Source organism: Amycolatopsis sp. NPDC104819, assembly GCF_055583145.1.
Genome location: NZ_JBVJON010000003.1, coordinates 181,398 through 202,309 on the forward strand (window position 1 = coordinate 181,398; position 20,912 = coordinate 202,309).

Consider the following 20,912-nt stretch of genomic DNA (forward strand, 5'->3'; position numbering starts at 1 on the left):
AGAAAAAAAAAAGGGAAAAAACAAGAGAACTCCCCTCTTCCCCCCCCCCACTGCTTTTTGTGTTTTTGTGCCTTGGCCCGGGGGGCCCCGTCTGCCCCTCCCCCCCCCCCCCCCCCCCCCCCCCCCCAGGCCCGGAAGCAGCCTCGGACGTGGTCGTCGACCATGCCGGTGGCCTGCATCAGCGCGTAGCAGGTCGTCGGGCCCAGGAACACGAAGCCGCGCTTCTTCAGCTCCTTGGCCATCGCCTTGGACTCGTCGGTGATCGCCGGGACGTCCGCCATGGTCGCGGGCCGCTCGTGCGACGCGGGCGCGAACGACCACAGCAGGTCGTCCAGCGGCTCGTCCAACACAGCGATCGCCTGAGCGTTGTTGATCGCCGCCAGGATCTTCGCCCGGTTCCGCACGATCGACGTGTCCTGCATCAGCCGCTCGACGTCGGCGTCGCCGAACTTCGCCACCTTCGCCGGTTTGAACCGCTTGAACGCCTTCCGGAAGCCTTCGCGCTTGCGCAGGATCGTGATCCACGAAAGCCCCGACTGGAACGACTCGAGGCACAGCCGCTCGTACAGCTCGTCCTGCCCGTGGAGCGGGGTGCCCCACTCCTTGTCGTGGTAGTCCACGTAGTCCGGGGTCGAATTGCCCCAGGAGCACCGCGCGACGCCGTCGGCGCCGAGAAGCTCACTCATCCCCACCCACCGAATAGTCCTCCGCGAACCGCGCGAACCGCCGCAGCGACTGGCGCACCCCCAGCGCGAACGCCGGCCGCACGACCGGCCAGCCGAGCCGGCCCAGCGGCCCGAACGGCAGCCGCAGGTGCTCGGCCCAGACGAACGTCGAGCGTTGCGCGCCCTTGGGCACCACCTGGAACACGCCCGTGCCCTGCACGACGCTGCCGAGGTGCCGGACCGCGCACCGCACCGGCGGCTCCCAGGTCGTGATCTCCATCTTGTCCGTGAAGCCGATGCCGGCCACCCCGGTGAACGCCGCGAGCCGCGACCCGACACTGCGGCCGTTGCCCTCGACCACCTCGACGTCGGTGCCGAGCATCCACTCGCCCTGGCGGGTCCAGTCCGTCAGCGCGAGCCAGGTCGTCCCGGCCGGGGCGCGGACGTCGACCGAGAGGACCAGGTCGGTCACTGGGCGGCCTCGGGCGAGCTCTCCCGCTCTTGCTCGCGCTGCTCCAGCTCGGCGACCCGGGCGCGCAGCTCGTCGAGCTCGACGCCGAGGCGCCGCATCACCCAGTCCACTTCGGACATCTTGTAGCCGCGCAGCACCAGCTGGAAGCGGACCTCGTTCAGGTCCTCCCCGGTGATGTCCTCCGCGGGCAGCCGCGTCGGCGAGCTGCCCGGCGGCAGCGGGGCCAGCTCCTCACCCCGGCCGAAGACCACCGCGGCGAGCAGGAACACCACGGCGGCCACCAGCAGCATGACTACGAGGTAGATCAGCGCGGTCGTCACGCGACGATCGTGGCATACCCGCCCCAGGAACGTCTCGCGAGCACGACGAGCCGGAACGAAAGCAGCACCCAGGCGACCATCAACAGGACGCACGGGACGCTCAGGAACAGCCGGGAGACGTCGACGAACCCGGTCGCGCCGATCAGCAGCCCGACCGAGCCGAGGTTGACCCCGACGGCGAGCGCGATGAGGACGCCGCTGAACCGGGCGAGGCCGGCGCCGCTCACGCGGCGGCTCAGCCAGCGGATGCCGAGCAGGGCGAGCACGCCGATCACCGGCACGACGAACACCGCGCCGTGGGCGGCGTGCGTGACGACCTTGTACCACTCGGGTGTCGGCGTGGAGATCTTCGTCCACTCGCCGAAGGTGAGGATCCGGGCGTAGTCCCAGGCGACCTGCATCAGCGGGACGCCGACCACGAGCTTCCACAGCGTCCGGACGCCGCTGAGCATGCCGAGCTCGGCCTGGTAGTCGCGGGCGACGACGGCCGCCGGGCCGAAGTCGGCGACCGCGCGGCGCTCGGCGTCCTCATCGCTCCAGCCGCCCGCCCGGTAGGCGTCGGCGGCGTCGTGCAGGCCGTCACGGGCCTCGCCCAGCAGGTCGGCCTTGAACTTCCCGCAGCCGTGCAGTCTGCGGTCCAGCTCCCCCAGGTACTCGTCGATCATGTGCCCAGCACTCCCCCGATGACCGTGGTGAACTCCCGCCACTCGGTGCGCTCGGCGGCCAGGGCCTGTTCGCCCGAGCGCGTGAGGTGGTAGGTGCGGCGCTTGCGGCCGGACACGACGTCCCATTCGCTGGTGAGCCAGCCGGCCCGCTCGAGCCGGCGCAGCGCCGGGTAGACGGTGCCGGTCGGCAGGTCGAGCGCGCCGCCGCTGCGCAGCTGCAGGGCCTCGATGATCGCGTAGCCGTGCAGTTTGCGGCCGTCGAGCACCGCGAGCAGCAGGGCGTCGAGGTGCCCGCGCAAGGTGTCCGCCTTCATGGGTACGCAGTCTACACGTCGCCTTGCTACATGTAGTCAGACTATGTGTAGCCTGGCTACATGAACGCACTCCCGGTCGCGAGACTCCAGTTCGCGACGACGACTTCGTTCCACTTCCTGTTCGTGCTGCTCACGCTGGGGTTGGTCACGCTGGTGGCCGTGATGCAGACACGCTGGACGCTCGGCGGCAAGCCCGCACTGCTGCGGATGACGCGCTTCTGGGGCCGCCTCTACGTCATCAACTACGCGCTGGGGATCGTCACCGGCATCGTGATGGAGTTCCAGTTCGGGCTGACCTGGACCGGCCTGTCCACCTTCGCCGGTGACGTCTTCGGCGCGCCACTGGCCATCGAGACGCTCGTCGCGTTCTTCCTCGAGTCGACGTTCCTCGGCCTGTGGATCTTCGGCTTCGGGCGGCTGAACAAGTGGCTGCACCTGACGCTGCTCTGGCTGGTCACGCTGACCGCGTACGCGTCGGCGCTGTTCATCATGCTGGCCAACTCGTTCCTGCAGAACCCGGTCGGCAGCCGGCTCGAAGGCGGCACCCTGCACCTCGACGACTTCGGCGCGCTGTTCTCGAACCCGGCGCTGGTCGCGTCGCTGCCGCACGTGCTCAGCGCCGCGCTGGTGACCGGCGGGTTCTTCGTCGTCGGCGTCAGCGCGTGGCACTTCCTCAAGCGCACCACCGAGGTCGAGTTCTTCCGGCGGTCGATGCGGATCGGCGTGGTGACGGCGCTGGTCGGCTCGGTGTTCGTCGTCAACCAGGGCTTCGCGCAGTTCGGCGAGCTGAAGACGTACCAGCCGGACAAGCTCGACGAGAGCACGGTCGGGATGCCGCTGGGCGCGATGATCGGGCTCGGGTTCCTGATGTTCGCCTGCGCGATCCTCGGCGCCCTGCTGCTGTTCCGGAACTGGCTCACGAAGGCGCGGTTCCTGCACTACCTGATGGTCGCGGCGATCCCGCTGCCGTTCCTCGCGGCGATCATGGGCTGGCTGGTGCGCGAGCTCGGCCGTCAGCCATGGCTGGTCTGGGGGAAGCTGCGCACCGCCGACGCGATCGCGGACGTCCCCGCTGGCCAGATCCTGTTCTCCTTCATCGCTTTCTCACTGCTGTTCGCCGCGCTCGCGGTCGCCGACTGGGTGCTGATGGCGCGCGTCGCCAAGCGCGGCCCGGAGCCGGTCGACGAGCCCGCCGCCGAACTGCCCGTCCTGAGCGGAGTCTGACCGATGGTGACGATCTGGTGGTGCGTGCTGGGGCTGCTGACCTGCGGCTACTTCGCGCTGGCGGGGTACGACTACGGCGTCGGGATGCTCCTGCCCGGGTTCGAGTCCGGGGAACGGCGGCGACGGCAGACGCTCGGCGCGCTCGGACCGTTCTTCCTGGCCAACGAGGTGTGGCTGGTGGCCGCGGTGGGCCTGCTCTTCGGCGCGTTCCCACACCTGGAGGGCAAGGTGTTCGCCGGGGCGTACGTCCTGGTCGTGACGCTGCTGCTCGGCCTCGTGACGTTCACCGCGTCGATGCAGCTGCGCAGCCGCCGCCCGGACGCGCGGCGCGGCGCCTGGACCGCGGGCATCGTCGGCGGCGCGCTGGTGACGGCGTTGTCGTGGGGGCTGTTCCTCGGCAACCTGGTGCTCGGGCTGCCGCTGAAGGGTGACGGCTCGCCGTCCGGCGACGTCCTGGCGCTGTTCAACCCGTACGCCGTGCTGTGGGGTCTCGGGTTCGTCGCGTTGTTCTGCCTGCAGGGGGCGCTGTTCCTCGCCGTCCGGGCGCCGGCCGAGCTGACCGGCCGCGCGGTGCGGCTGGCCCGCGCGTTTTCGGCGCCGGTGCTGGCTTTCCTCGTGATCGCCGCGGTCTGGGGCGCCTTCGCGCTCGACGGCGTCACCGGTCTCGGCATCGCGGTGGCCGCGCTCGCCTTCGCCGCTTTCGGCGTCGCGAGGCTGGGGCTGGCGGTGCGGCGGCACCGGCTCGCGCTGGTCGGCTCGATGGTGCTTTCGGCCTGCCCCGCGCTGCTCGCCGGCACGCTGCGCTTCCCCACCGTGCTGACGTCTCCGGGGTACACGATGACCGCCGGCCAGGCGGCCACCGCGCCGGAGACGCTCGCGGTGCTGGGCTGGTTCGCGCCGCCGGCGGTGCTCCTGCTGCTCGTGGTGCAGTGGCTGACCTGGCGCGCGCACCGGCGCCCCCTCGACCAGCGCTCGCTGCTGCACTTCTAGGGGGACGGCGTGCCTGCTCTTCCCGGACTCCGGCGGTACCTGGCCGTGCTGACCGCGCTCGGAGTGCTCACCGCGGTGGCGGTGCTCGTCCAGGCCGAAGGACTGGCGACCCTGCTGACCGGCGGTGGTGTTTCGGTCTCACTGGTGCTGGCGCTGGGCGGCCGGGCCGGCCTGTCCTGCGCGCACGGCGTCCTCAGTGGACGGTTCGCGGCCTCGGTCCGCGGCGGCCTGCGCCGGCGGTTGCTCGGCTCGGTGTCCGACCGCGCCGGCGTTGTCGCGACGCAGGTGACACGCGGGGTCGACACGACGGACAGCTACCTGACCGGGTACCTGCCGTCGCTGGTCGTCTCCGTGGTGGTGCCGGTCGCGGTGATCGTGCGGCTCTTCACGACCGACCTGGTGTCGGCGCTGGTCGTCACGGTGACGCTGCCGCTGATCCCGGTGTTCGCGATCCTCGTCGGCAAGCACACGGCGGCGCGGACCGCGCGGCAGTGGGGGCTGCTGACGAAGCTGGGCGGGCACTTCCTCGACGTCGTGCGCGGGCTCGGCACACTGAAGGTGTTCGGCCGGGCGGCCGCGCAGGCTTCGACGGTCCGGGCGATGGCGGCCGCCCACGCCGACGCGACGCTGAAGACGTTGCGGGTGGCGTTCCTGTCGGCCCTGGTGCTGGAACTGGTCGCGACGCTGTCGGTGGCGCTGGTGGCGGTGCCGATCGGGTTTCGGCTGCTGGCCGGGGACCTGGACGCGCGGACCGGTCTTTTGGTGCTCCTCCTGGCGCCGGAGGCGTACCTGCCCCTGCGCGCGGCGGGCACGAAGTTCCACGCGGCGGCCGAGGGGCTCACGGCGTTGCGGGAGGCGCTCGCCGTGCCGGTGGTTCCTTCGCGCTCCGGGACGCGGTGCCGACGTCGAGGGGCGCCTTCGCTGGCGTTGGAGCGGGTTTCGGTTTCCTACCAAGGCGTTCCCGCACTGTCCGAAGTGGACCTGTCGGTGCCCGCCGGGTCGCGGGTGGCCCTGGTGGGGCCGAGCGGGTCCGGGAAGAGCACGCTGCTCGCGGTGCTGCTGGGGTTCGTGGCGCCGACGTCCGGCCGGGTCCTGGTCGACGGCGTGGACCTGCGGTCCCTGTCCCCCGCGGACTGGCTGGCCGAGATCGCCTGGGTGCCGCAGCGGCCGACGTTGTTCCGCGGGTCGCTGGCGTCGAACATCGCGCTGGGGCTGCCTGCCGCCGACGTTGCCGGTGCGGCCCGGGCGGCGGCGTTGAACTCCGTGGCCTCCGGCTTGCCCGAGGGTTTCGCCACCGAGGTGGACGAAGGGTTGTCGGCCGGTCAGCGGCAGCGGGTGGGGCTGGCGCGGGCGCTGGCCCGCACGTCGTCGGGGCTGGTGCTGCTGGACGAGCCGACGGCCCGGCTGGACTCCCGCACGGAAGCGGCGGTGCTGTCGGCGACCCGGCGGTTGCTGCCGGACCGGACGGCCGTGCTGGTCGCCCACCGGCCCGCGCTGGTGACGCTGGCGGACCGCGTCGTGGAGCTGCGCGACGGCCGGATCCGCACGGAGGTGGCGGCGTGAACTTCTGGGCCGTTTCGAGGAAAGACGCTCTCCGCCTCCTGCGCGCCGCGCTCCTCGGCGCCGGCGCGGAACTCGCCGCCCTGGCCCTCATGGCCACAGCCGCGTGGCTACTCCTGCGCGCCGCCGAACGGCCGCCGCCGGCCGCGCTCACCGTGGCCATCGTCGCCGTCCGGACGCTCGCCCTCCTCCGCGGCGGCCTGCGGTACGCCGAACGGCTCGCCGGGCACGAGGTCGTCCTGCGCTGGCTGGGCGAGCTCCGCACCCGCGTCTACCAGGCCATCGCGCCCGGGACGCGGTACTCCGGCGGCGACCTCGTCACCCGGCTCGTGTCCGATGTGGACGCTCTGCAGGACGCCGTGCTGCGGTGGGGGCTGCCCGCGGCCGTCGCGGCGATCGTCGGGACGGCCGCCGTCGGGGTGGTCGCCACCGCGTCGCTCGCGGCCGCTCTCGCGCTCGCCGCCGGGCTGCTGCTCGCCGGGGTCCTCCTGCCCTGGCTGGTCGTCCGGATCACGGCGCGCGACGCCGCCGAGTGCGCTCCGAAACGCGCTGAGCTGGCCGAACGCGCCGTCGAGCTGGTCACCGGCCATCGTGAGCTGGTCGCCGCCGGTGCGCTGGACGAGCACCGCGACCGCGCCACCCGGGTGGTCGACGACCTCGCCGCGAGCGAGCGGACGACGTCGGCCAAGACCGCCCTGCTCGGCGCCGCCGGGGTGCTGGTCCAGCTGGTCACCACGGTCGCCGTCGCGCTGCTCTGCGACGCCTCGGTGCCGTGGACGGCCGCGCTCACCTTGGCCGCCCTGACGACGTTCGAGGTGGTCCTCCCGCTGGTCGGCGCCGCCCGGCGCGTCCCCGAGATCCGCGCGTCGGCGGCCCGTGTGAAAGCCGTCCTCGAGTCACCTCAGCCGGAAAAGGGGTCCAGGACTGCCCAAAGTGGACACTTCCGCCTGGAGAACGCAGGGGTGCGACACCCGGGCCGCGCACCGGCCCTCGCGAACATCACGCTCGACCTGCCCCCGGGCAAGCGCGTCGGGATCCTCGGGCCGAGCGGCGCCGGGAAGACGACGCTCCTGCGGCTGCTCCTCGGCCTCGAAACACCGACGTCCGGCGCGGTCACCCTCGACGGCCACCCGTTGAGCGAGTACGCCGACCTCTCCCAGACCATCTCGGGCGCCGAAGCCGGCGCGCACGTCTTCCACACGACCGTCCGCGAGAACCTCCTGGTCGCGAAGCCGGACGCGACGAACGGCGAACTGGCCGAAGCGTGCCGGACCGCCGGGTTCGACCTCGATCTGGACCGCGAAACCGGCCCGGACGGTGACGCGCTCTCGGGCGGTCAGCGGCAACGGCTGGTCCTGGCCCGCGCGGTGCTCGCGGCGCCGCCGGTCCTGGTGCTCGACGAGCCGGTCGAAGGCCTCGATCCCGCCCACGGTGACGCGGTCCTCGAGCGGGTCCTCGCCCGGGCGGCAGGCACGGTCGTGCTCGTGACGCACCGGCCCGAGCACCTCGACGGCTTCGACCAGGTCGTCACCCTCGAGGACGGGCGAGCACTTCCCGCATCGGCGGCCGGTCCGCGACCCGGACGTCGGTGACGTCGGGCAGCCACTCCTCGTCGACCTGCACGAACTGCGTCAGCGGCGCGTCCGCGGCCGGGACGCCGCAGCGGGCCAGCGCGGTGCCGAGGATCTGGCGAGACATCACGCCCAGCTGCCGGAGGGAGCGGTTCCGGTGCTTGCGGACGCCGAGGTTGACCTGCGCGAGCCCGTCGAGGCCGTAGCGCGCTTCGGCGTCGAGCAGCAGCCCGATCTCGACGCCGTACCCGGCGGCGAACGGGACCGATTCGAGGAACTCGCGCGTGCCCGCGTACTCGCCACCGAGGGGCTGGACCAGCCCGCCGAGCGCCGGGCGCAGCGCCGAGAGCACCGGCCGCGCCAGCAGCTCCGTCACGCGGCCACCGCCGGTGCTCTCCAGCCGCAGCGGACGGCGGTAGAAGCCCTTGACCAGGTGGACGCCGCTTTCGGTGACCAGCGGGCCGAGCAGCGACGGCACGAACGCCGGGTCCGGGTCGACGAGGTCGGAGTCGAGGAACACGACGATGTCCCCGCTGGTCGCGGCCAGCGAGCGCCAGAGCACCTCGCCCTTCCCGGGCACCGGCGGCAGGTCCGGCAGGACGTCCTCACGCCGGACGACCCGCGCGCCGGCGGCCTCGGCGGTTTGGACCGTGCGGTCCGTGGAACCCGAGTCGACCACAACGAGCTCGTCGACGACCCCGCCGACCAGCGGCCGCACGGACGCGACTACGTCACCGACGGTCCGCTCTTCGTCCAGCGCCGGTAGCACGACCGAAACCGTCCGGTCACCCTTCGCGGTCACGATGTCGTCGGGTGTCCAACCGGGCTCCTGCCACGTACGCCGCTCGAACCAACTCACGAGTAACGATCGTGCCATGCTGGTGGCACCGCATCCGAGGAGGAGGACCACTTGATCGCGCAGCTTGTCCGCTTCGTGCTGGGCCCGCTGGCCAGGGCGCTGTACCGGCCGGAGGTGCACGGCGTGGAGAACGTGCCCGCCACCGGCCCGGTCGTCCTGGCGGCCAACCACCGGGCGGCGCTCGACACCGGCGTGATCACGTTCGCGACCCCGCGGCAGGTCAAGTTCCTCGGCAAGGCGGAGTACTTCACCGGCAAGGGCCTCAAGGGCAAGCTGATGGCCGGGTTCCTCGGCGGGCTCGGCTACATCCCGGTCGAGCGCGGCAACGCCCAGGCCGGGCTCGCCGCACTGGAGGCGGCCCGCAAGGTGCTCGACGCGGGCGGCGTCTTCGCGATCTATCCGGAGGGCACCCGCTCCCTCGACGGCCGGCTGCACCGCGGCCACACCGGCGTCGCGGCCCTGGCCCTGGCGACCGGCGCGAAGGTGGTGCCGGTCGCCCTGACCGGTACCGAGCACCTCCAGCCCGACGGCGCCCGCGTCCCGCGCCTGGCCAAGATCTCCATCACGTTCGGCAAGCCGCTGGACTTCTCCCGCTACGAAGGCCAGGACTACGCGCCCGCGATCCGCCGGTCGGTGACCGACGAGGTGATGTACGCGATTCTGGAGATCTCGGGCCAGGAGTACGTGGACACCTACCACAAGCGGCCGAGCGAGGGTGTTGCCTGAGCCGTCACCAGGGCACCACACCCTCGTCGTCGACGAAGGTGCCCGTCGGGCCGCAGCTCCCGCGCGTACTGCGGGGTCAACGACGTCAACGCGGTCTTCGAAGGGGTGTAGCCCGCCGAAATGGGCAGCCGGGTGTCGAGGTCGGCATTCTTCGCCAACGACGCCGCAGTGCGCTGGGCGCAGCGCGCGGGGGCAGGAGGTGCCGAAGCTGCTCGTGGCGATGAAACCGGACGGCGCCGCCGGCTTGCTCGAACAGATCCTCCCCGGTTACCGGGCCGCCTCGGACGCGATCGAGGTCGAGGTTGTCGTGGGCGGGGTCGGCGAGCAGTCCCGCATGCTGCGCGACGGCCGCGTCGACCTGGCGTTCCTGCACGGCCCGCACGAAGACTGCGTCGGGTTCGACACCGACCTGCTGCTGGAGCAGGACCAGGTGGCGGTGCTCGCGCGCGGGCACCGGCTGGCCGGCCGGTCGGCGCTGGTGCTCGCCGACTTGGGCGGTAAGCCGTTCCCCCGGTGGCCCGGCAGCGACGTTCAGGGGCCCGATGTGCGGGACGTGGGGCAGCTGCTCCAGCTCGTGACGCTGGGCCAGGTGGCGGCGATCGTCCCGGAGTCGGCCCGCCGCCACACGCGCGCCGACATCGCGTGCGTGCCGGTACTCGACGCGCCCCGGATGTCGGTGCCGCTGGCCTGGCCCGACCGGACACGATCCCGAGCGGTGGCAGCGTTCGTCCACACCGCCACCGCAGATGCGCGAATCGACGCCATTTCTCCGTTAACGCGCGATTAATCCAAATCAAGTACGCTCGGCAACTTGATGCTGAACCCTCGGTAACCCTAGTACTCTTCATGGCGCCAGGGATGGTGCGACAGGGGGACCATGAGGGACGAAACCCAAGCCAGCCGAATACTGCGTTTCTGGCGATCGATAGAAATACTCAGCCCGCAAAAAGCGCCCAAGCCTACCGAGCTGGGTGCGCGGAATACCGGTGAGTGGGTTCTCGACCTCTCGCCTGGGGCGGTGTGCCCCTGGGACAAACGGCACCCGATCAACAAGAAACCGCTGCGCCCGGGGTTTACCAGGCAATACACCGTCTACGGCGGCTTGTTCGACCTCGCCGGGGTGCAATCGGTTCTGAAGCGGCACTTCGGCGACGACGGCAGGTACGTCGATCAGCCCCTCCGAGGTGAAGCCGCCTCGTTCGCCTTCACTCTTGACGCGCGAGGCGCGCTGATCGAGAACTCCGGAACACTGTCGGCCTGCGCCTGGGCGATCGGCCGAACGGCGAAGGTGAATCCGGAGACGCCGGAATGGCTGGAAGGCTTCCAGCAGGAGGAGCGGGACTTCGCGACCGCCCTGAACGCGTTGACCGCCTCCACGACGCTGAAGTCACGAGCCGCGGGGGTCGCCCGTGCGGCTGGACACGCGATCGCGGCCAAGGCCAAGACCGCTGCGATCGAAGCGGGCACAGAGGGAGCCAAGTCCGCCGGAGCAGCCGTCACCACCGCGGCGGCCGCGACGGTCGGGGCCGTGGCCGGTCCAATCGTGGGCGGCGTCGCCGGAGCGGTCGCCGGGAAGTTCGCGGAAGCACTGCTCACCCCCAAGAAGCAGAACGAGTCCGGGGCACCGGAAAAGGACGAGGACGAAGAAGCAGCCGAATCGAGCGCACCCCGATTCGTCATCACCTCGCGCGCGTTGCATTGGTTCGCCGGGAAGCTAGGGACCGAACTGGGTATCGACGACCTGCTCGGAACCGGCGGGATCCGCGTCAAGATTTCCGTCGTCCGAGCTCGCGACGCAGCCGAGCCCGTCGAGCAGAACTTCTTGAACAGTTACCTCATGGACGACCTGGCGTGCGTCGCCAACGCGGTCGCGAGTGAGAAGACCGGAACCGCACTCGCCGAGTACCTCCGAGCCGACCGAACGATCTCGGCTGGCGACCGGATCGATGTCCGATCGGACACAGCGGCGGTCGTCCAGAGTGTCGAGCCCGCACGGATCCCGCCGGGAAGGTGGCCACAAGACCCGAAGCGGTCGCTGGTGGTGAGCCAGCAGTTCGCCGTCGACCGGGTCATCGGCGACCTTGGCCCGGATGGCGGTGTCTTCGCGGTCAACGGCCCTCCGGGTACCGGCAAGACGACTCTCCTGCGCGACGTGCTCGCCGCGATCGTGGTCCAGCGCGCCGAAGCGCTGTCCACGCTGCACCACCCCGTTGACGGCTTCTCCGGGCCGCCACGCAGGGTCGTTCTTTCCGACCGCTACACCGCGACCGTCCGTGCCCCACGCGCCGACCTCACCGGTTTCGAGATCCTGCTGGCGACGACGGGCAACGACGCCGCGGAGAACGTCACGGCCGAGATCCCCGGCATCGGCGCGGTACGCGGTGGGGAAGAAGCCGCCCTGGCCGCTGACTACTTCACCGAACTGGCCACCCACGTGCTCGGCGCCGAGGCGTGGGGCCTCGTGGCGGCGAAACTCGGGAGGAAGTCCCACTGCGCGGCCTTCGTCAAGAGCTTCTGGTGGGGCGACAGCCGGCCCTCGTCGAACACCAACCAGCAGGACCAGACCGAACCGGAGCAGATCAAGGGGATGCGGGCGCTCCTGGACGACGCCGCGCGAGAACCACTCGACGCCGCCGACTGGGCACGTTCGGTAGCCCGGTTCAGGGCAGCTTTGGAGAAGGTGCGGAAGCTCGCCGACGAACGCCAGCTCGTCGCCGAAGCGATAACTCGTCTGGCGCTCGAGCGAGCCGATCTCGAAAGAGTGGAGCAAAACCTCTCGGAAGCGCAGGGCCACTGGCGCCGGACCCACCAGTACGTGCCCGCGGTCTCGGCGCGGCTGCACCGAGCTCGACACGCCTTCGCCGAGGCCGATCGGGAATACGAGCTACACCTGCGACGCAAACCGGGATTCTGGGAACAGCTGTTCAGCTTGTTCCGCCGGCTCAACGAGTGGCGCCAACGCGACAATGGGCTCGCCCGGGCCCGTGAGTTCGCCCGCCGAGAGCTCCGAGAAAGCCAGTTCCATCAGGACAACCTCCACGCCGAGCTGAATCGGCTGGCCGAGCAGTGCCGGCATTACGACCAGCGACGACTCGAGGAGCACCGGAAGGTGACGGCCACGGCGGAGATCGTCGACTCGGCTCGCGCACAGTGGCCGGACGCGCTTCCGGCGGCCGAGAGCTTCCGCGACCCGGACGATTTCCAGATGTGGACGCCGTGGGCCGACCCCGAGTTCACCCGCGCGAGGAACGATGTCTTCCTCGAAGCCCTCCGCCTGCACAAGGCGTTCGTGCTCGGTTCCGAGGCCCGACTGAAAGACAACCTGAACACCGTCATGACCGCTCTCCGCGAGCGCCTGACCATCGCGACTGACGAGCTCCTGGCCGCGTGGCAGTCGCTGTTCCTCGTCGTCCCGATCATCTCGACGACGTTCGCCTCGCTCCCCCGCTTGTTCGGGCAGTTCAAGGCCGACACGTTCGGCTGGTTGTTCGTCGACGAAGCCGGGCAGGCAGCTCCGCAGCAAGTCGTTGGCGGGATGTGGCGTTCTCGGCGCGCCTTGATCGTCGGTGATCCGCGGCAACTCGAGCCCATCGTCTCCTTGCCCCAGACAACGCAGGACGCCTTGAGTCGGCATCTTCGCGTGGACCGGAGGTGGGCGCCCGGACGAGCTTCGGCCCAGCAGATCGCCGACCGACTGGCCCGCTTCGGCACCGCACTTCCGCAAGACGACGACAGCCCGCCGCTGTGGGTGGGTTCACCGTTGCGGGTGCATCGCAGGTGCGACCGGCCCATGTTCGAGATCTCCAACCGGATCGCCTACGGCGGCACGGTGATGGTCTACGGGACGGGTGACCGCGGTCCGTACCCCGGTTCGAACCAGTGGATCGACGTCGCGTCCGGCGAGTCGGAGGACAAGTGGATCCCCGAGGAAGGCCGCGTCTTGGTACGTCTGCTGCACGACCTGATCGCCGACGGCGTCCCGTTGAGGGACATCCGGATCATCAGCCCCTTCCGGAAGGTGATTCAGGGCAGCCAGCGGGTCGTCGGGTCGCAACTCGGTTGGGACTTCGCCACGGAGCACATCGGTACCGTGCACACCGTTCAGGGAAAGGAAGCCGATGTGGTGATCCTCGTCCTGGGAGGCGGGCCGGGCAAGCAGCGAGCCCGCTCCTGGGCAGCGGAAAAGCCCAACCTGCTCAACGTTGCCGTTTCCCGCGCGAAGCGCAGGCTGATCGTCATCGGCAACCGAGCCGATTGGGGCCGTGAACAGTACTTCGACGTCCTCCGTGCCACCCTCCCCCGGGCGCTGCCCGGTAAGTGAACACCGAGGCCGCCGGTCCCGGGCCCACCGTGGCCCGGGACCGAAGCGGGCCGCCACCGACGTCAGATCCCCGGCTTCTCCGTGGCCCACTTCGGCGGCGCCGGCGGCTCATAACTCTCGAACCGGTCCAGCAGCGCCGCCGGGTCGGGGTCGGTCAGCAGCAGGCGGCGGTAGTCCTCCTTGACAAACCCTTCCGTCACCATGTGGTCGGCGAACTTCAGCAGCGGCTCGTAGTAGCCGTCGACGTCGACCAGGCCGATCGGCTTGCCGTGCAGGCCCAGCTGGGCCCACGTCCAGACCTCGAACAGCTCCTCCAGCGTGCCCGCGCCGCCCGGCAACGCCAAGAAGCCGTCGGACAGTGCCGCCATCTTCGCCTTGCGCTCGTGCATGTCGCGGACCACGTGCAGCTCGGACAGCCCGGCGTGCGAGATCTCGACCGACGACAACGCCTCCGGGATCACGCCGATCACCTCGCCGCCCGCGGCCAGGGCGGCGTCCGCCACCACGCCCATCGTGCCGACGCTCGCGCCGCCGTAGACCAGGCCGATGCCGCGCTGGGCCAGGAGCTTGCCGAGCGCGGCCGCCTGCTCGGCGTAGCGCGGGGAGAACCCCATGGACGAGCCGCAGAACACGCAGATCCGGGTCATCAGTGGGTGTCCTCCCACGCCTGGTAGGACTCCTGCACCACGCGGACGGCGTCGTCGATGTCGTCGGTGACGTGCAGCAGCTCGAGGTCGTGCGGGCTGACCTTGCCCTCGGCCTGCACGGTCTTGGCGATCCAGTCGTACAGCCCGCCCCAGTACTCGCTGCCGAACAGCACCACCGGGAACTTCGTGACCTTCTTCGTCTGCACCAGCGTCAGCGCCTCGAACAGCTCGTCGAGCGTGCCGAAACCGCCGGGCAGGCAGATGAAGGCCTGCGAATACTTGATGAACATCGTCTTCCGGGCGAAGAAGTACCGGAAGTTGACGCCGAGGTCGACCCACGGGTTCAGGCCCTGCTCGAACGGCAGCTCGATGCCGAGCCCGACGGAGAAGCCGCCGGCCTCGGCCGCGCCGCGGTTGACCGCCTCCATCGCGCCCGGGCCGCCGCCGGTCATCACCGCGAACCCGGCGTTGGCCAGCGCGGCGCCGATCTTGCGGCCGAGCTCGTACTCGGGGTGGTCGCGCTTGGTGCGCGCCGAGCCGAACACCGTGACCGCGCGCGGGACCTCGGCGAGCGCGCCGAACCCCTCGACGAACTCGGCCTGGATCCGCAGCACGCGCCACGGGTCGGTGTGCACCCAGTCGCTGGGGCCACGCGAGTCGAGCAGCCGCTGGTCGGTCGTGCTGCCCTGGTCACGGCGGTCGCCGCGCAGCACGACCGGGCCCTTCTGGCGCTCGACCGGGCGCTCGGGGTACTGGCCGTCGGGGAATTCAGACTGTTCACTCACCTGGCCATGCTACGACCTGCCCGCCAGCGAAAATGCCAAGAGGGCCGTCGAGGTGAAGTCGATGGCGGGCTCGTTACTGGGCCATGAACTCAGGTCGTCGGCGTACCGACTTCCCTGGCCGTCGAAGGATTCATACGGACGGGTGCATTCCTTCGCGCCCGCCGGGAACGGCAGGTCGGCGAAGTTGTCCGCGCCGTTCGGGCCGTTGACGACCGCGCCGTACAGCACTTTCGAAGGTCCGGCGAGGTTCGCGGCCTGGTGGTGCGGGCACTGCGGGAACGTCATGCCGACGCCGACCACGAGCGACACGCCCCAGGCGTTGGCGCCGAGGGTGAAGTTCCGTTGTTGCGCCCCGAACGCGGCGTAGCGGGTGTCGCCGGTGACGCGCTGGTAGAGCCGGGCGGTCGCGGCGAAGCCGAAGCTCTTGCTGGCGGCGTCGAAGTCGGTGATGTCGACGGCCGTCCGGAATGGACTCTTCTTCGCGCTTTCCACCCCGGCGTCGAGCTGACGACGCAGGTCCGCGGCCAGTTCCCGGACGCCGAGCGCGGCCCCGGGGACGCCCGTGCGCAGCAGCCCGGCGAGGTCGGCGTGGGCGAGCGCGCTGGTGTCGTAGAGGTTCAACGTGCTCTTGTCGTCACTCGCGATGTAGGTCTTCGCCCACCTCGCGGCGTCGCGGGCCCAGCCGTTCGCGCGCGGGTCGCCCAGCTTGCGCGCGGCGAGCGCGAGCTGCGTCGCGCCCAGTTCGAGGTCGTCCTCCCAGGACGACTCCGGGTAGTAGGCGTGCGGGAACGCCGTGACGAGCTCGCCGACGTCCGACGTCTTGGCCTGCGCGAACACCGCCGCGGCCTCGGCCAGGTAGTGCCGCGCCAGGCGCGGGTCGCGGTGGGCCTGGATCTGCGCGCCGAGCGCGAACGCGGCGGCGACGCGGCCGGCGAGGTTCGGGGACAGCGGCGCGCCGGCGGGCGCGGCCGGGAACACCGCGCGGTACTTGACGAAGTACGCCGGGTCGCCGGGCTTGACGGCGAGCGCGTCGTCGTCCTGCGGCTCGCGCCAGACGTCGTGGTCACCGAGGAAGCCGAACCCCTCGCTGCCGGTGCCGATGCCGACCTGCGCGTAGAGGGTCCTGGTCTTGCCGTCCCACATCTTGTCGAGCCAGTCGAGGCCGAAGCGGACCTCCTTCGCCAGCACCGGATCGGGGTCGTCCCGCAACACCACCCCCAGCTCGGCCAGCGAATACGCCGTGTTGGACGTGAACTTCACGAAGTCGCCGGCGTCGACCCAGCCGCCTTCGACGTCCACCGGGCCGCCCTGCGGCTTCAGCGGTTCGACGATTTCGTCGCCGCCTTCCCCGGCGAACTTCGGCTCGGCGTAGACGGTGCCCTTCCGGTCGGCCAGGTGCGACGGCTTCCGATCGAGCCGGCCCGGGACGACGTCGTGGCCGTCGCGCTGGGCTTGGAAGAACTCGGTCGTGGCGCCGACGAGCGGGCGGAAGAGGCGACGCGCGGTGTCGATCCGGAACGGCGGTGACGTCGCTCCCGCGGCCTTGACCCGGTAGATTCCCGGCCGATCCACAGTGGACAGATCGAGGTCGAACACCTTGGTGTACTTGGCGTTCCAGCTACCGACAGTCGCGCCGGTGCGGCCCTGGCGGACGGTGCGCCCGCGCTCGTCGACAACGGTGAACGTCCCCTGCGTGCCGCCGAGGAGGTACGCGTGCTTCGCCTCGCCCAGCGCGTAACCGACTTGGTCGACGCGCACTTCCGCCGGGGTGGCGGCCTCGGCCGGAGTGGCGGCCAGCGGGACGGCGAGCGCGGCCGCCGTCACGAGGGGAAGCAGGCGCATGATCAGGCTCCACTTTGTTAGGAAAGTTTCCTATTTAGCGAAAGACGCTATCCCGGTGTGCCCGCGGACGTCAATATGTCCGTTTCCGCACTCGTCGCGCCGATGACCTACCGTGGGGAGATGACCAGCGCACCCACCGAGCCGCTCGGCACGCGGATCCGGCGGCTGCGCGCCGGGCGCGGCTGGACGCAGCGCGAGCTGGCCGAGCCCGGGTACGACCGGGGCTTCCTGGCGAAGGTGGAGACCGGCAGCCGGCCGCCGTCGGAGGAGATGCTCGCCTACCTGGCCGACCGGCTCGGCCTGACCGTCGACGAGCTGCGCTTCGGCCGTCCCCCCGGCGTCGCCGACGAGCTGCGCGCTGCGCTGGACGAGGGGTACCGCGACCTCGAGCAGGGCCGGGTCGACGCCGCGTCGACGTGCTTCGCATCCGTGGCGAAGCAGGCGGCGGGTTACCGGCTCGACGACGTCGAGTGTTACGCGCGGTTCTGCCAGGCCGAGGTCAAGTGGCAGCTGTTCGACGTCGAAGGGGCGCAGACGGCGCTGGAGCACGCGTCGGAGCTCGCCGGCGCCGCGCCGCCGTGGCTGCGGGCGATGATCGTGCACCGCTGGTCCGGCTGCCGGTACCTGGCCGGCGACGCGGGCGCGGCGGTCGCGCGGGTCGAGGCGGAGCTGGCCGCGGGCCCGGCCGACCCCGACGCCGAGCTGTGCCTGCTCAGCGCGTTGATCCACCCGCTGATGGAGATGGGCGGCCTGCACCGGGCCGAGCGCGCGGCGCTCGACGGCGTCCGCCTGGCGCGGGCGGCCACCCGGCCGGACTTCGTCGCGCGGTTCCACCGGCAGGCGTCGCAGGTGTGGCAGGCGACCGGCCGCGCCGACCGGGCCGAGCGCGACCTGACGGAGGCGTGCCGGCTGTTCGCGTCGGTGGGGTTCGACCGCGACGCGGCCCGCTGCCGCTGGGCGCGCGGGTACCTCCTGCGCCGGCTGGGCCGTCTCGACGAGGCGCGCTCGGAGCTGACATCGGCACGGGACCAGCTGGCGGCGATCGGCTCGGAGGAAGGCGTCGCCGGGGCGACGGTCGAACTGGCCGAGGTCCGGCTCCGGCAGGGCGCGCCCGCCGAAGCCGCGGCGCTGGTCACGGAGGTCTGGCCGCTGCTGGCCCGCGACGTCGAGTCCCTGGGCGAGGCGACGGGCCTGCGGGGCCAGATCGCCCAGGCCGAGGGCGACCTCCCGGCCGCGACCCGGCTGCTGCGCGAAGCGGCGGAAATCCAGACCCGGGCTTCACTGCACGGCGCGGCGGTCTCGACGTCCCTGCGCCTCGGCGACGTCCTCCGACAACGTGGTCATCTCGACGAGGCCATCGAGGCCTACCGCCGCGGCCTGGACTCCGCCACCCGCACCGACACATAACCGTGTCGACCCTCTGATCACGCGTGCTGACTCCTCAATCACACGTGATGACCCTTCAATCACGCGTGATACCCCTCGGCCGCCGGAACCCGCGTGATCCGGAGGTCGACACGCGTGATCGAGGGGTCGACACGCGTGATCGAGGGGTCGACACGCGTGATTGGAGGGTCGACACGGCGGACCTGCGGGGGCGGCGGTCCGGTCGGGGAAGTTTCCTACCAAAGTCGGGTGAATTGGTTCAGACCAGTCGCCAAACCGGCCGCTTCCTGGGGATTTGCCCAGATCTTCGTGATCTTCGTGGGCCGCGACTGGGCCGTTCGGCCCATTGACCGACCGGCGACCGGAACCTTTACTCGGACGCGTCCGGCGCAATAACTGGAGTTATTCCTCCGGGCACACTCCCCGCGTTCCCCGGAAAGGTTCCCCATGAGATCCCCACGAGGGCTGGCGGCGATCGCCGGTCTGGTCCTGACGTTCGGTGTGCCGGCGATCCCGGCCGCCGCCTCCGTTCCCCCCGCCGCCACCCCGCCCGAGGCGCTCGCCGCCCGGGCCGCCGACCAGGCCGCGCTCAGCGGCGTCGACGAGCTCGCCAAGGGCACCGGGGAGGCGTTCGTCCGCACCGGGGTCACCCCGGGTGGCGGCGGGCTCTACTACGCCTCCTACCAGCGCACCTACCACGGCCTGCCGGTCGTCGGCGGGGACGCGGTGGTCGTCGCCGACGGCGCCGGGCGCGTCCGCGGCACCGAAGCCGCGAGAACCGCTCCGATCACCGTGACCACCCAGGCCACGCTCAAAGCCGAGCAGGCCGCCACGATCGCCAAACGCCAGGTGTCCACAGTAGACACCGCGACCGCGCCGAAGCTCGTCGTGCTGGCCGGGGACACCCCGAAGCTCGCCTACGAGGTCGTCGTCTCCGGGCGCGCCAAGGCCAACAAGCCGACCAAGCTGCACGTCTTCGTCGACAGCGCCACCGGCCAGGTCCTCGACACGCGCGACGACGTCCGCGAAGCCGGCACCGGCAACTCCTACTACGCCGGCCAGGTCTCGATCGACACGTCCGGCTCCGGCAGCTCCTACTCGATGACCGACCCCGCCCGCCGCGGCATCGCCTGCGGCCGTGAGGGCGGCGCGATCTTCACGAAGAGCAGCAACACCTGGGGCAACGGCGCGGGCACCGACCTCGAGACCGGCTGCGTCGACACGCTCTACAGCGTCCAGACCGAGTGGAAGATGCTCGGCGACTGGCTCGGCCGCAACGGCATCGACGGCGCCGGCGGCGGCTTCCGCGCCAGCGTCGGCCTCAACGACGTCAACGCCTACTGGGACGGCTCCTCGACGCACTTCGGGCACTCCCAGGACAACCGCCGCCAGGCGACGCCGATGGACGTCGTCGGCCACGAGTTCGGGCACGCGATCTTCCAGACGACCCCGGGTGGCGCCGGCTCCGGCAACGAGAACGGCGGGCTCAACGAGTCCACCGGCGACATCTTCGGCGCGCTGACCGAGGCCTACGCCAACAACCCGGTGGACCGGCCGGACTTCACCGTCGGCGAGGGTGTCAACCTCGTCGGCCAGGGCCCGATCCGATACATGTACAACCCGAGCCAGGTCGGCGACCCGAACTGCTACTCGGCGTCCATCCCGAGCACCGAGGTGCACGCCGCCGCGGGCCCGCAGAACCACTGGTTCTACCTGCTTTCCCAGGGCAGCAACGCTTCCCCGGCGAGCCCGACGTGCAACGGCTCCACGGTCACCGGCATCGGCATCCAGAAGGCCGGCAAGATCTTCTACAACGGCCTGCTGAAGAAGACCTCCTCCTGGAACCACAAGGCCGCCCGCAAGGCCACGCTCGAAGCGGCGATCGCGCTCTTCCCCGGCAGCTGCACCGAGTTCAACACCACCAAGGCCGCCTGGGACGCCGTGAGCGTGACGGCCGTCAGCGGGGAGCCGACCTGCAGCGGCCAGCCGCCGGCCGGCAACGACTACTCGCTGACGCTGTCGCCGACGTCCGCGTCCGTCCAACCCGGACAGACCGCGACCACCACGGTGACCACCCGGGTCACCTCGGGCAACGCCCAGACCGTGGCGCTGCAGGCGACCGGCCTGCCGGAAGGCGCGAAGGCGACCTTCAGCCCGGCGAGCGTCCAGTCCGGCGGCACGTCGACGCTGACCATCACCACCTCGGCGACGACACCGCAGGGCACCAGCCAGGTGACGGTCACCGGCGACGGCACCGACGCCGACCACACCGCGCAGTTCTCGCTCACCGTCGGCACCGGCACCCCGCCGACCGGCTGCGACGGGATCGGCGAGTGGGACTCCGCGAAGGCCTACGTGCCCAACGACGTCGTGGGCCACAACGGTCACAAGTGGACGTCGACGTGGTACTCGACCGGCGCCGAGCCCGGCGCGCCCGGTTCGTGGGCCGTGTGGAGTGACGGCGGCGCCTGCTGAACCTCGCCGGGGGGGGGGGGGGGGGGGGGGGGGGGGGGGGGGGGGGAGGAGTGCCGAATCCCTGGGGGCGGGCGAGCAGAGCCGGGTTGG

At 71.2% G+C, this 20,912-nt stretch carries 17 protein-coding genes and 1 pseudogene; 9 read left to right on the forward strand and 9 right to left on the reverse strand.

Translation table 11 applies throughout. The features are described 5' to 3' along the window. Positions 1 to 128 precede the first annotated feature (128 nt). From ACZ63E_RS09950 to ACZ63E_RS09970, 5 genes and pseudogenes are all read right to left on the reverse strand, one after another. Positions 129 to 686, reverse strand: a pseudogene (locus ACZ63E_RS09950) (DNA-3-methyladenine glycosylase I); the annotation flags it as partial. Further along, the gene (locus ACZ63E_RS09955; protein ID WP_465335670.1) at positions 679 to 1,137 is read right to left on the reverse strand and encodes an SRPBCC family protein; all 459 of its coding nucleotides are present in this window, start codon (positions 1,135 to 1,137) and stop codon (positions 679 to 681) included. The gene ACZ63E_RS09955 and the pseudogene ACZ63E_RS09950, both read right to left, overlap by 8 nt. Further along, positions 1,134 to 1,457, reverse strand: coding sequence for a DivIVA domain-containing protein (locus ACZ63E_RS09960; protein WP_465309329.1), 324 nt, complete (start codon positions 1,455 to 1,457; stop codon positions 1,134 to 1,136). Before ACZ63E_RS09960 ends, ACZ63E_RS09955 begins: the two co-directional genes overlap by 4 nt. Next, positions 1,454 to 2,122, reverse strand: a complete 669-nt coding sequence (locus ACZ63E_RS09965) for a permease prefix domain 1-containing protein (RefSeq protein ID WP_465335671.1) — start codon at positions 2,120 to 2,122, stop codon at positions 1,454 to 1,456. Before ACZ63E_RS09965 ends, ACZ63E_RS09960 begins: the two co-directional genes overlap by 4 nt. After that, positions 2,119 to 2,436: a helix-turn-helix transcriptional regulator gene (locus ACZ63E_RS09970; protein WP_465309325.1), complete on the reverse strand. Its 318-nt coding sequence runs from the start codon at positions 2,434 to 2,436 to the stop codon at positions 2,119 to 2,121. Before ACZ63E_RS09970 ends, ACZ63E_RS09965 begins: the two co-directional genes overlap by 4 nt. 60 nt (positions 2,437 to 2,496) lie before the next feature. Between ACZ63E_RS09970 and ACZ63E_RS09975 the strand changes: the two genes are divergently transcribed. Genes ACZ63E_RS09975 through cydC form a run of 4 tightly spaced genes read left to right on the forward strand, consistent with a single transcriptional unit; the run spans position 2,497 to position 7,802 of the window. Next, positions 2,497 to 3,660 (forward strand): cytochrome ubiquinol oxidase subunit I, encoded by a 1,164-nt coding sequence (locus tag ACZ63E_RS09975; protein ID WP_465335672.1) that lies wholly within the window; start codon positions 2,497 to 2,499, stop codon positions 3,658 to 3,660. A gap of 3 nt (positions 3,661 to 3,663) precedes the next feature. After that, the gene (cydB, locus tag ACZ63E_RS09980) at positions 3,664 to 4,650 is read left to right on the forward strand and encodes a cytochrome d ubiquinol oxidase subunit II (protein WP_465335673.1); all 987 of its coding nucleotides are present in this window, start codon (positions 3,664 to 3,666) and stop codon (positions 4,648 to 4,650) included. Positions 4,651 to 4,659: 9 nt separating this feature from the next. After that, positions 4,660 to 6,213: a thiol reductant ABC exporter subunit CydD gene (gene cydD / locus ACZ63E_RS09985; protein ID WP_465335674.1), complete on the forward strand. Its 1,554-nt coding sequence runs from the start codon at positions 4,660 to 4,662 to the stop codon at positions 6,211 to 6,213. Further along, positions 6,210 to 7,802, forward strand: a complete 1,593-nt coding sequence (gene cydC / locus ACZ63E_RS09990) for a thiol reductant ABC exporter subunit CydC (protein WP_465335675.1) — start codon at positions 6,210 to 6,212, stop codon at positions 7,800 to 7,802. Before cydD ends, cydC begins: the two co-directional genes overlap by 4 nt. On the opposite strand, the gene ACZ63E_RS09995 is transcribed toward cydC, so the two are convergent. Further along, positions 7,738 to 8,640: a glucosyl-3-phosphoglycerate synthase gene (locus ACZ63E_RS09995; protein WP_465335676.1), complete on the reverse strand. Its 903-nt coding sequence runs from the start codon at positions 8,638 to 8,640 to the stop codon at positions 7,738 to 7,740. The two genes, cydC and ACZ63E_RS09995, sit on opposite strands and share 65 nt — an antisense overlap. Before the next feature lie 51 nt (positions 8,641 to 8,691). On the opposite strand from ACZ63E_RS09995, the gene ACZ63E_RS10000 reads away from it, so the two are divergent. From ACZ63E_RS10000 to ACZ63E_RS10010, 3 genes are all read left to right on the forward strand, one after another. Continuing rightward, positions 8,692 to 9,366 carry a lysophospholipid acyltransferase family protein gene (locus ACZ63E_RS10000; protein ID WP_465335677.1) on the forward strand — a complete coding sequence of 225 codons (675 nt, stop codon included), beginning with the start codon at positions 8,692 to 8,694 and terminating at the stop codon, positions 9,364 to 9,366. 199 nt (positions 9,367 to 9,565) lie between these two features. Continuing rightward, positions 9,566 to 10,153 (forward strand): LysR substrate-binding domain-containing protein, encoded by a 588-nt coding sequence (locus ACZ63E_RS10005; protein WP_465335678.1) that lies wholly within the window; start codon positions 9,566 to 9,568, stop codon positions 10,151 to 10,153. Positions 10,154 to 10,243: 90 nt separating this feature from the next. Then, positions 10,244 to 13,687 carry a DEAD/DEAH box helicase gene (locus ACZ63E_RS10010; protein ID WP_465335679.1) on the forward strand — a complete coding sequence of 1,148 codons (3,444 nt, stop codon included), beginning with the start codon at positions 10,244 to 10,246 and terminating at the stop codon, positions 13,685 to 13,687. Positions 13,688 to 13,749: 62 nt separating this feature from the next. Here ACZ63E_RS10010 and ACZ63E_RS10015 read toward each other — a convergent pair whose 3' ends face one another. The 3 genes from ACZ63E_RS10015 to ACZ63E_RS10025 are packed head-to-tail and all read right to left on the reverse strand — an operon-like array spanning position 13,750 to position 16,961. After that, positions 13,750 to 14,334: an LOG family protein gene (locus ACZ63E_RS10015; protein ID WP_465335680.1), complete on the reverse strand. Its 585-nt coding sequence runs from the start codon at positions 14,332 to 14,334 to the stop codon at positions 13,750 to 13,752. Further along, on the reverse strand, positions 14,334 to 15,119 hold the full coding sequence (locus tag ACZ63E_RS10020) for an LOG family protein (RefSeq protein WP_465309309.1): 786 nt from the start codon (positions 15,117 to 15,119) through the stop codon (positions 14,334 to 14,336). Before ACZ63E_RS10020 ends, ACZ63E_RS10015 begins: the two co-directional genes overlap by 1 nt. A 9-nt stretch (positions 15,120 to 15,128) precedes the next feature. Continuing rightward, positions 15,129 to 16,961: a glycoside hydrolase family 9 protein gene (locus ACZ63E_RS10025; protein WP_465335681.1), complete on the reverse strand. Its 1,833-nt coding sequence runs from the start codon at positions 16,959 to 16,961 to the stop codon at positions 15,129 to 15,131. A 120-nt stretch (positions 16,962 to 17,081) separates the two neighbouring features. On the opposite strand from ACZ63E_RS10025, the gene ACZ63E_RS10030 reads away from it, so the two are divergent. Both ACZ63E_RS10030 and ACZ63E_RS10035 read left to right on the forward strand, forming a co-directional pair. Beyond that, positions 17,082 to 18,368, forward strand: a complete 1,287-nt coding sequence (locus ACZ63E_RS10030) for a helix-turn-helix domain-containing protein (protein ID WP_465335682.1) — start codon at positions 17,082 to 17,084, stop codon at positions 18,366 to 18,368. 426 nt (positions 18,369 to 18,794) lie between these two features. Then, the gene (locus tag ACZ63E_RS10035) at positions 18,795 to 20,822 is read left to right on the forward strand and encodes a M4 family metallopeptidase (protein WP_465335683.1); all 2,028 of its coding nucleotides are present in this window, start codon (positions 18,795 to 18,797) and stop codon (positions 20,820 to 20,822) included. The last annotated feature ends 90 nt before the right edge of the window (positions 20,823 to 20,912 follow it).

Excerpts from the sequence above, each read along its gene's own strand:
- ACZ63E_RS09970 (WP_465309325.1), bottom strand. The coding sequence starts at position 2,436 with ATGAAGGCGGACACCTTGCGCGGGCACCTCGACGCCCTGCTGCTCGCG.
- ACZ63E_RS10015 (WP_465335680.1), bottom strand. The coding sequence starts at position 14,334 with ATGACCCGGATCTGCGTGTTCTGCGGCTCGTCCATGGGGTTCTCCCCG.
- cydB (WP_465335673.1), top strand. The coding sequence starts at position 3,664 with ATGGTGACGATCTGGTGGTGCGTGCTGGGGCTGCTGACCTGCGGCTAC.
- ACZ63E_RS10030 (WP_465335682.1), top strand. The coding sequence starts at position 17,082 with ATGACCAGCGCACCCACCGAGCCGCTCGGCACGCGGATCCGGCGGCTG.
- ACZ63E_RS09975 (WP_465335672.1), top strand. The coding sequence starts at position 2,497 with ATGAACGCACTCCCGGTCGCGAGACTCCAGTTCGCGACGACGACTTCG.
- ACZ63E_RS10010 (WP_465335679.1), top strand. The coding sequence starts at position 10,244 with ATGAGGGACGAAACCCAAGCCAGCCGAATACTGCGTTTCTGGCGATCG.
- ACZ63E_RS09965 (WP_465335671.1), bottom strand. The coding sequence starts at position 2,122 with ATGATCGACGAGTACCTGGGGGAGCTGGACCGCAGACTGCACGGCTGC.
- ACZ63E_RS10035 (WP_465335683.1), top strand. The coding sequence starts at position 18,795 with ATGAGATCCCCACGAGGGCTGGCGGCGATCGCCGGTCTGGTCCTGACG.
- ACZ63E_RS10025 (WP_465335681.1), bottom strand. The coding sequence starts at position 16,961 with ATGCGCCTGCTTCCCCTCGTGACGGCGGCCGCGCTCGCCGTCCCGCTG.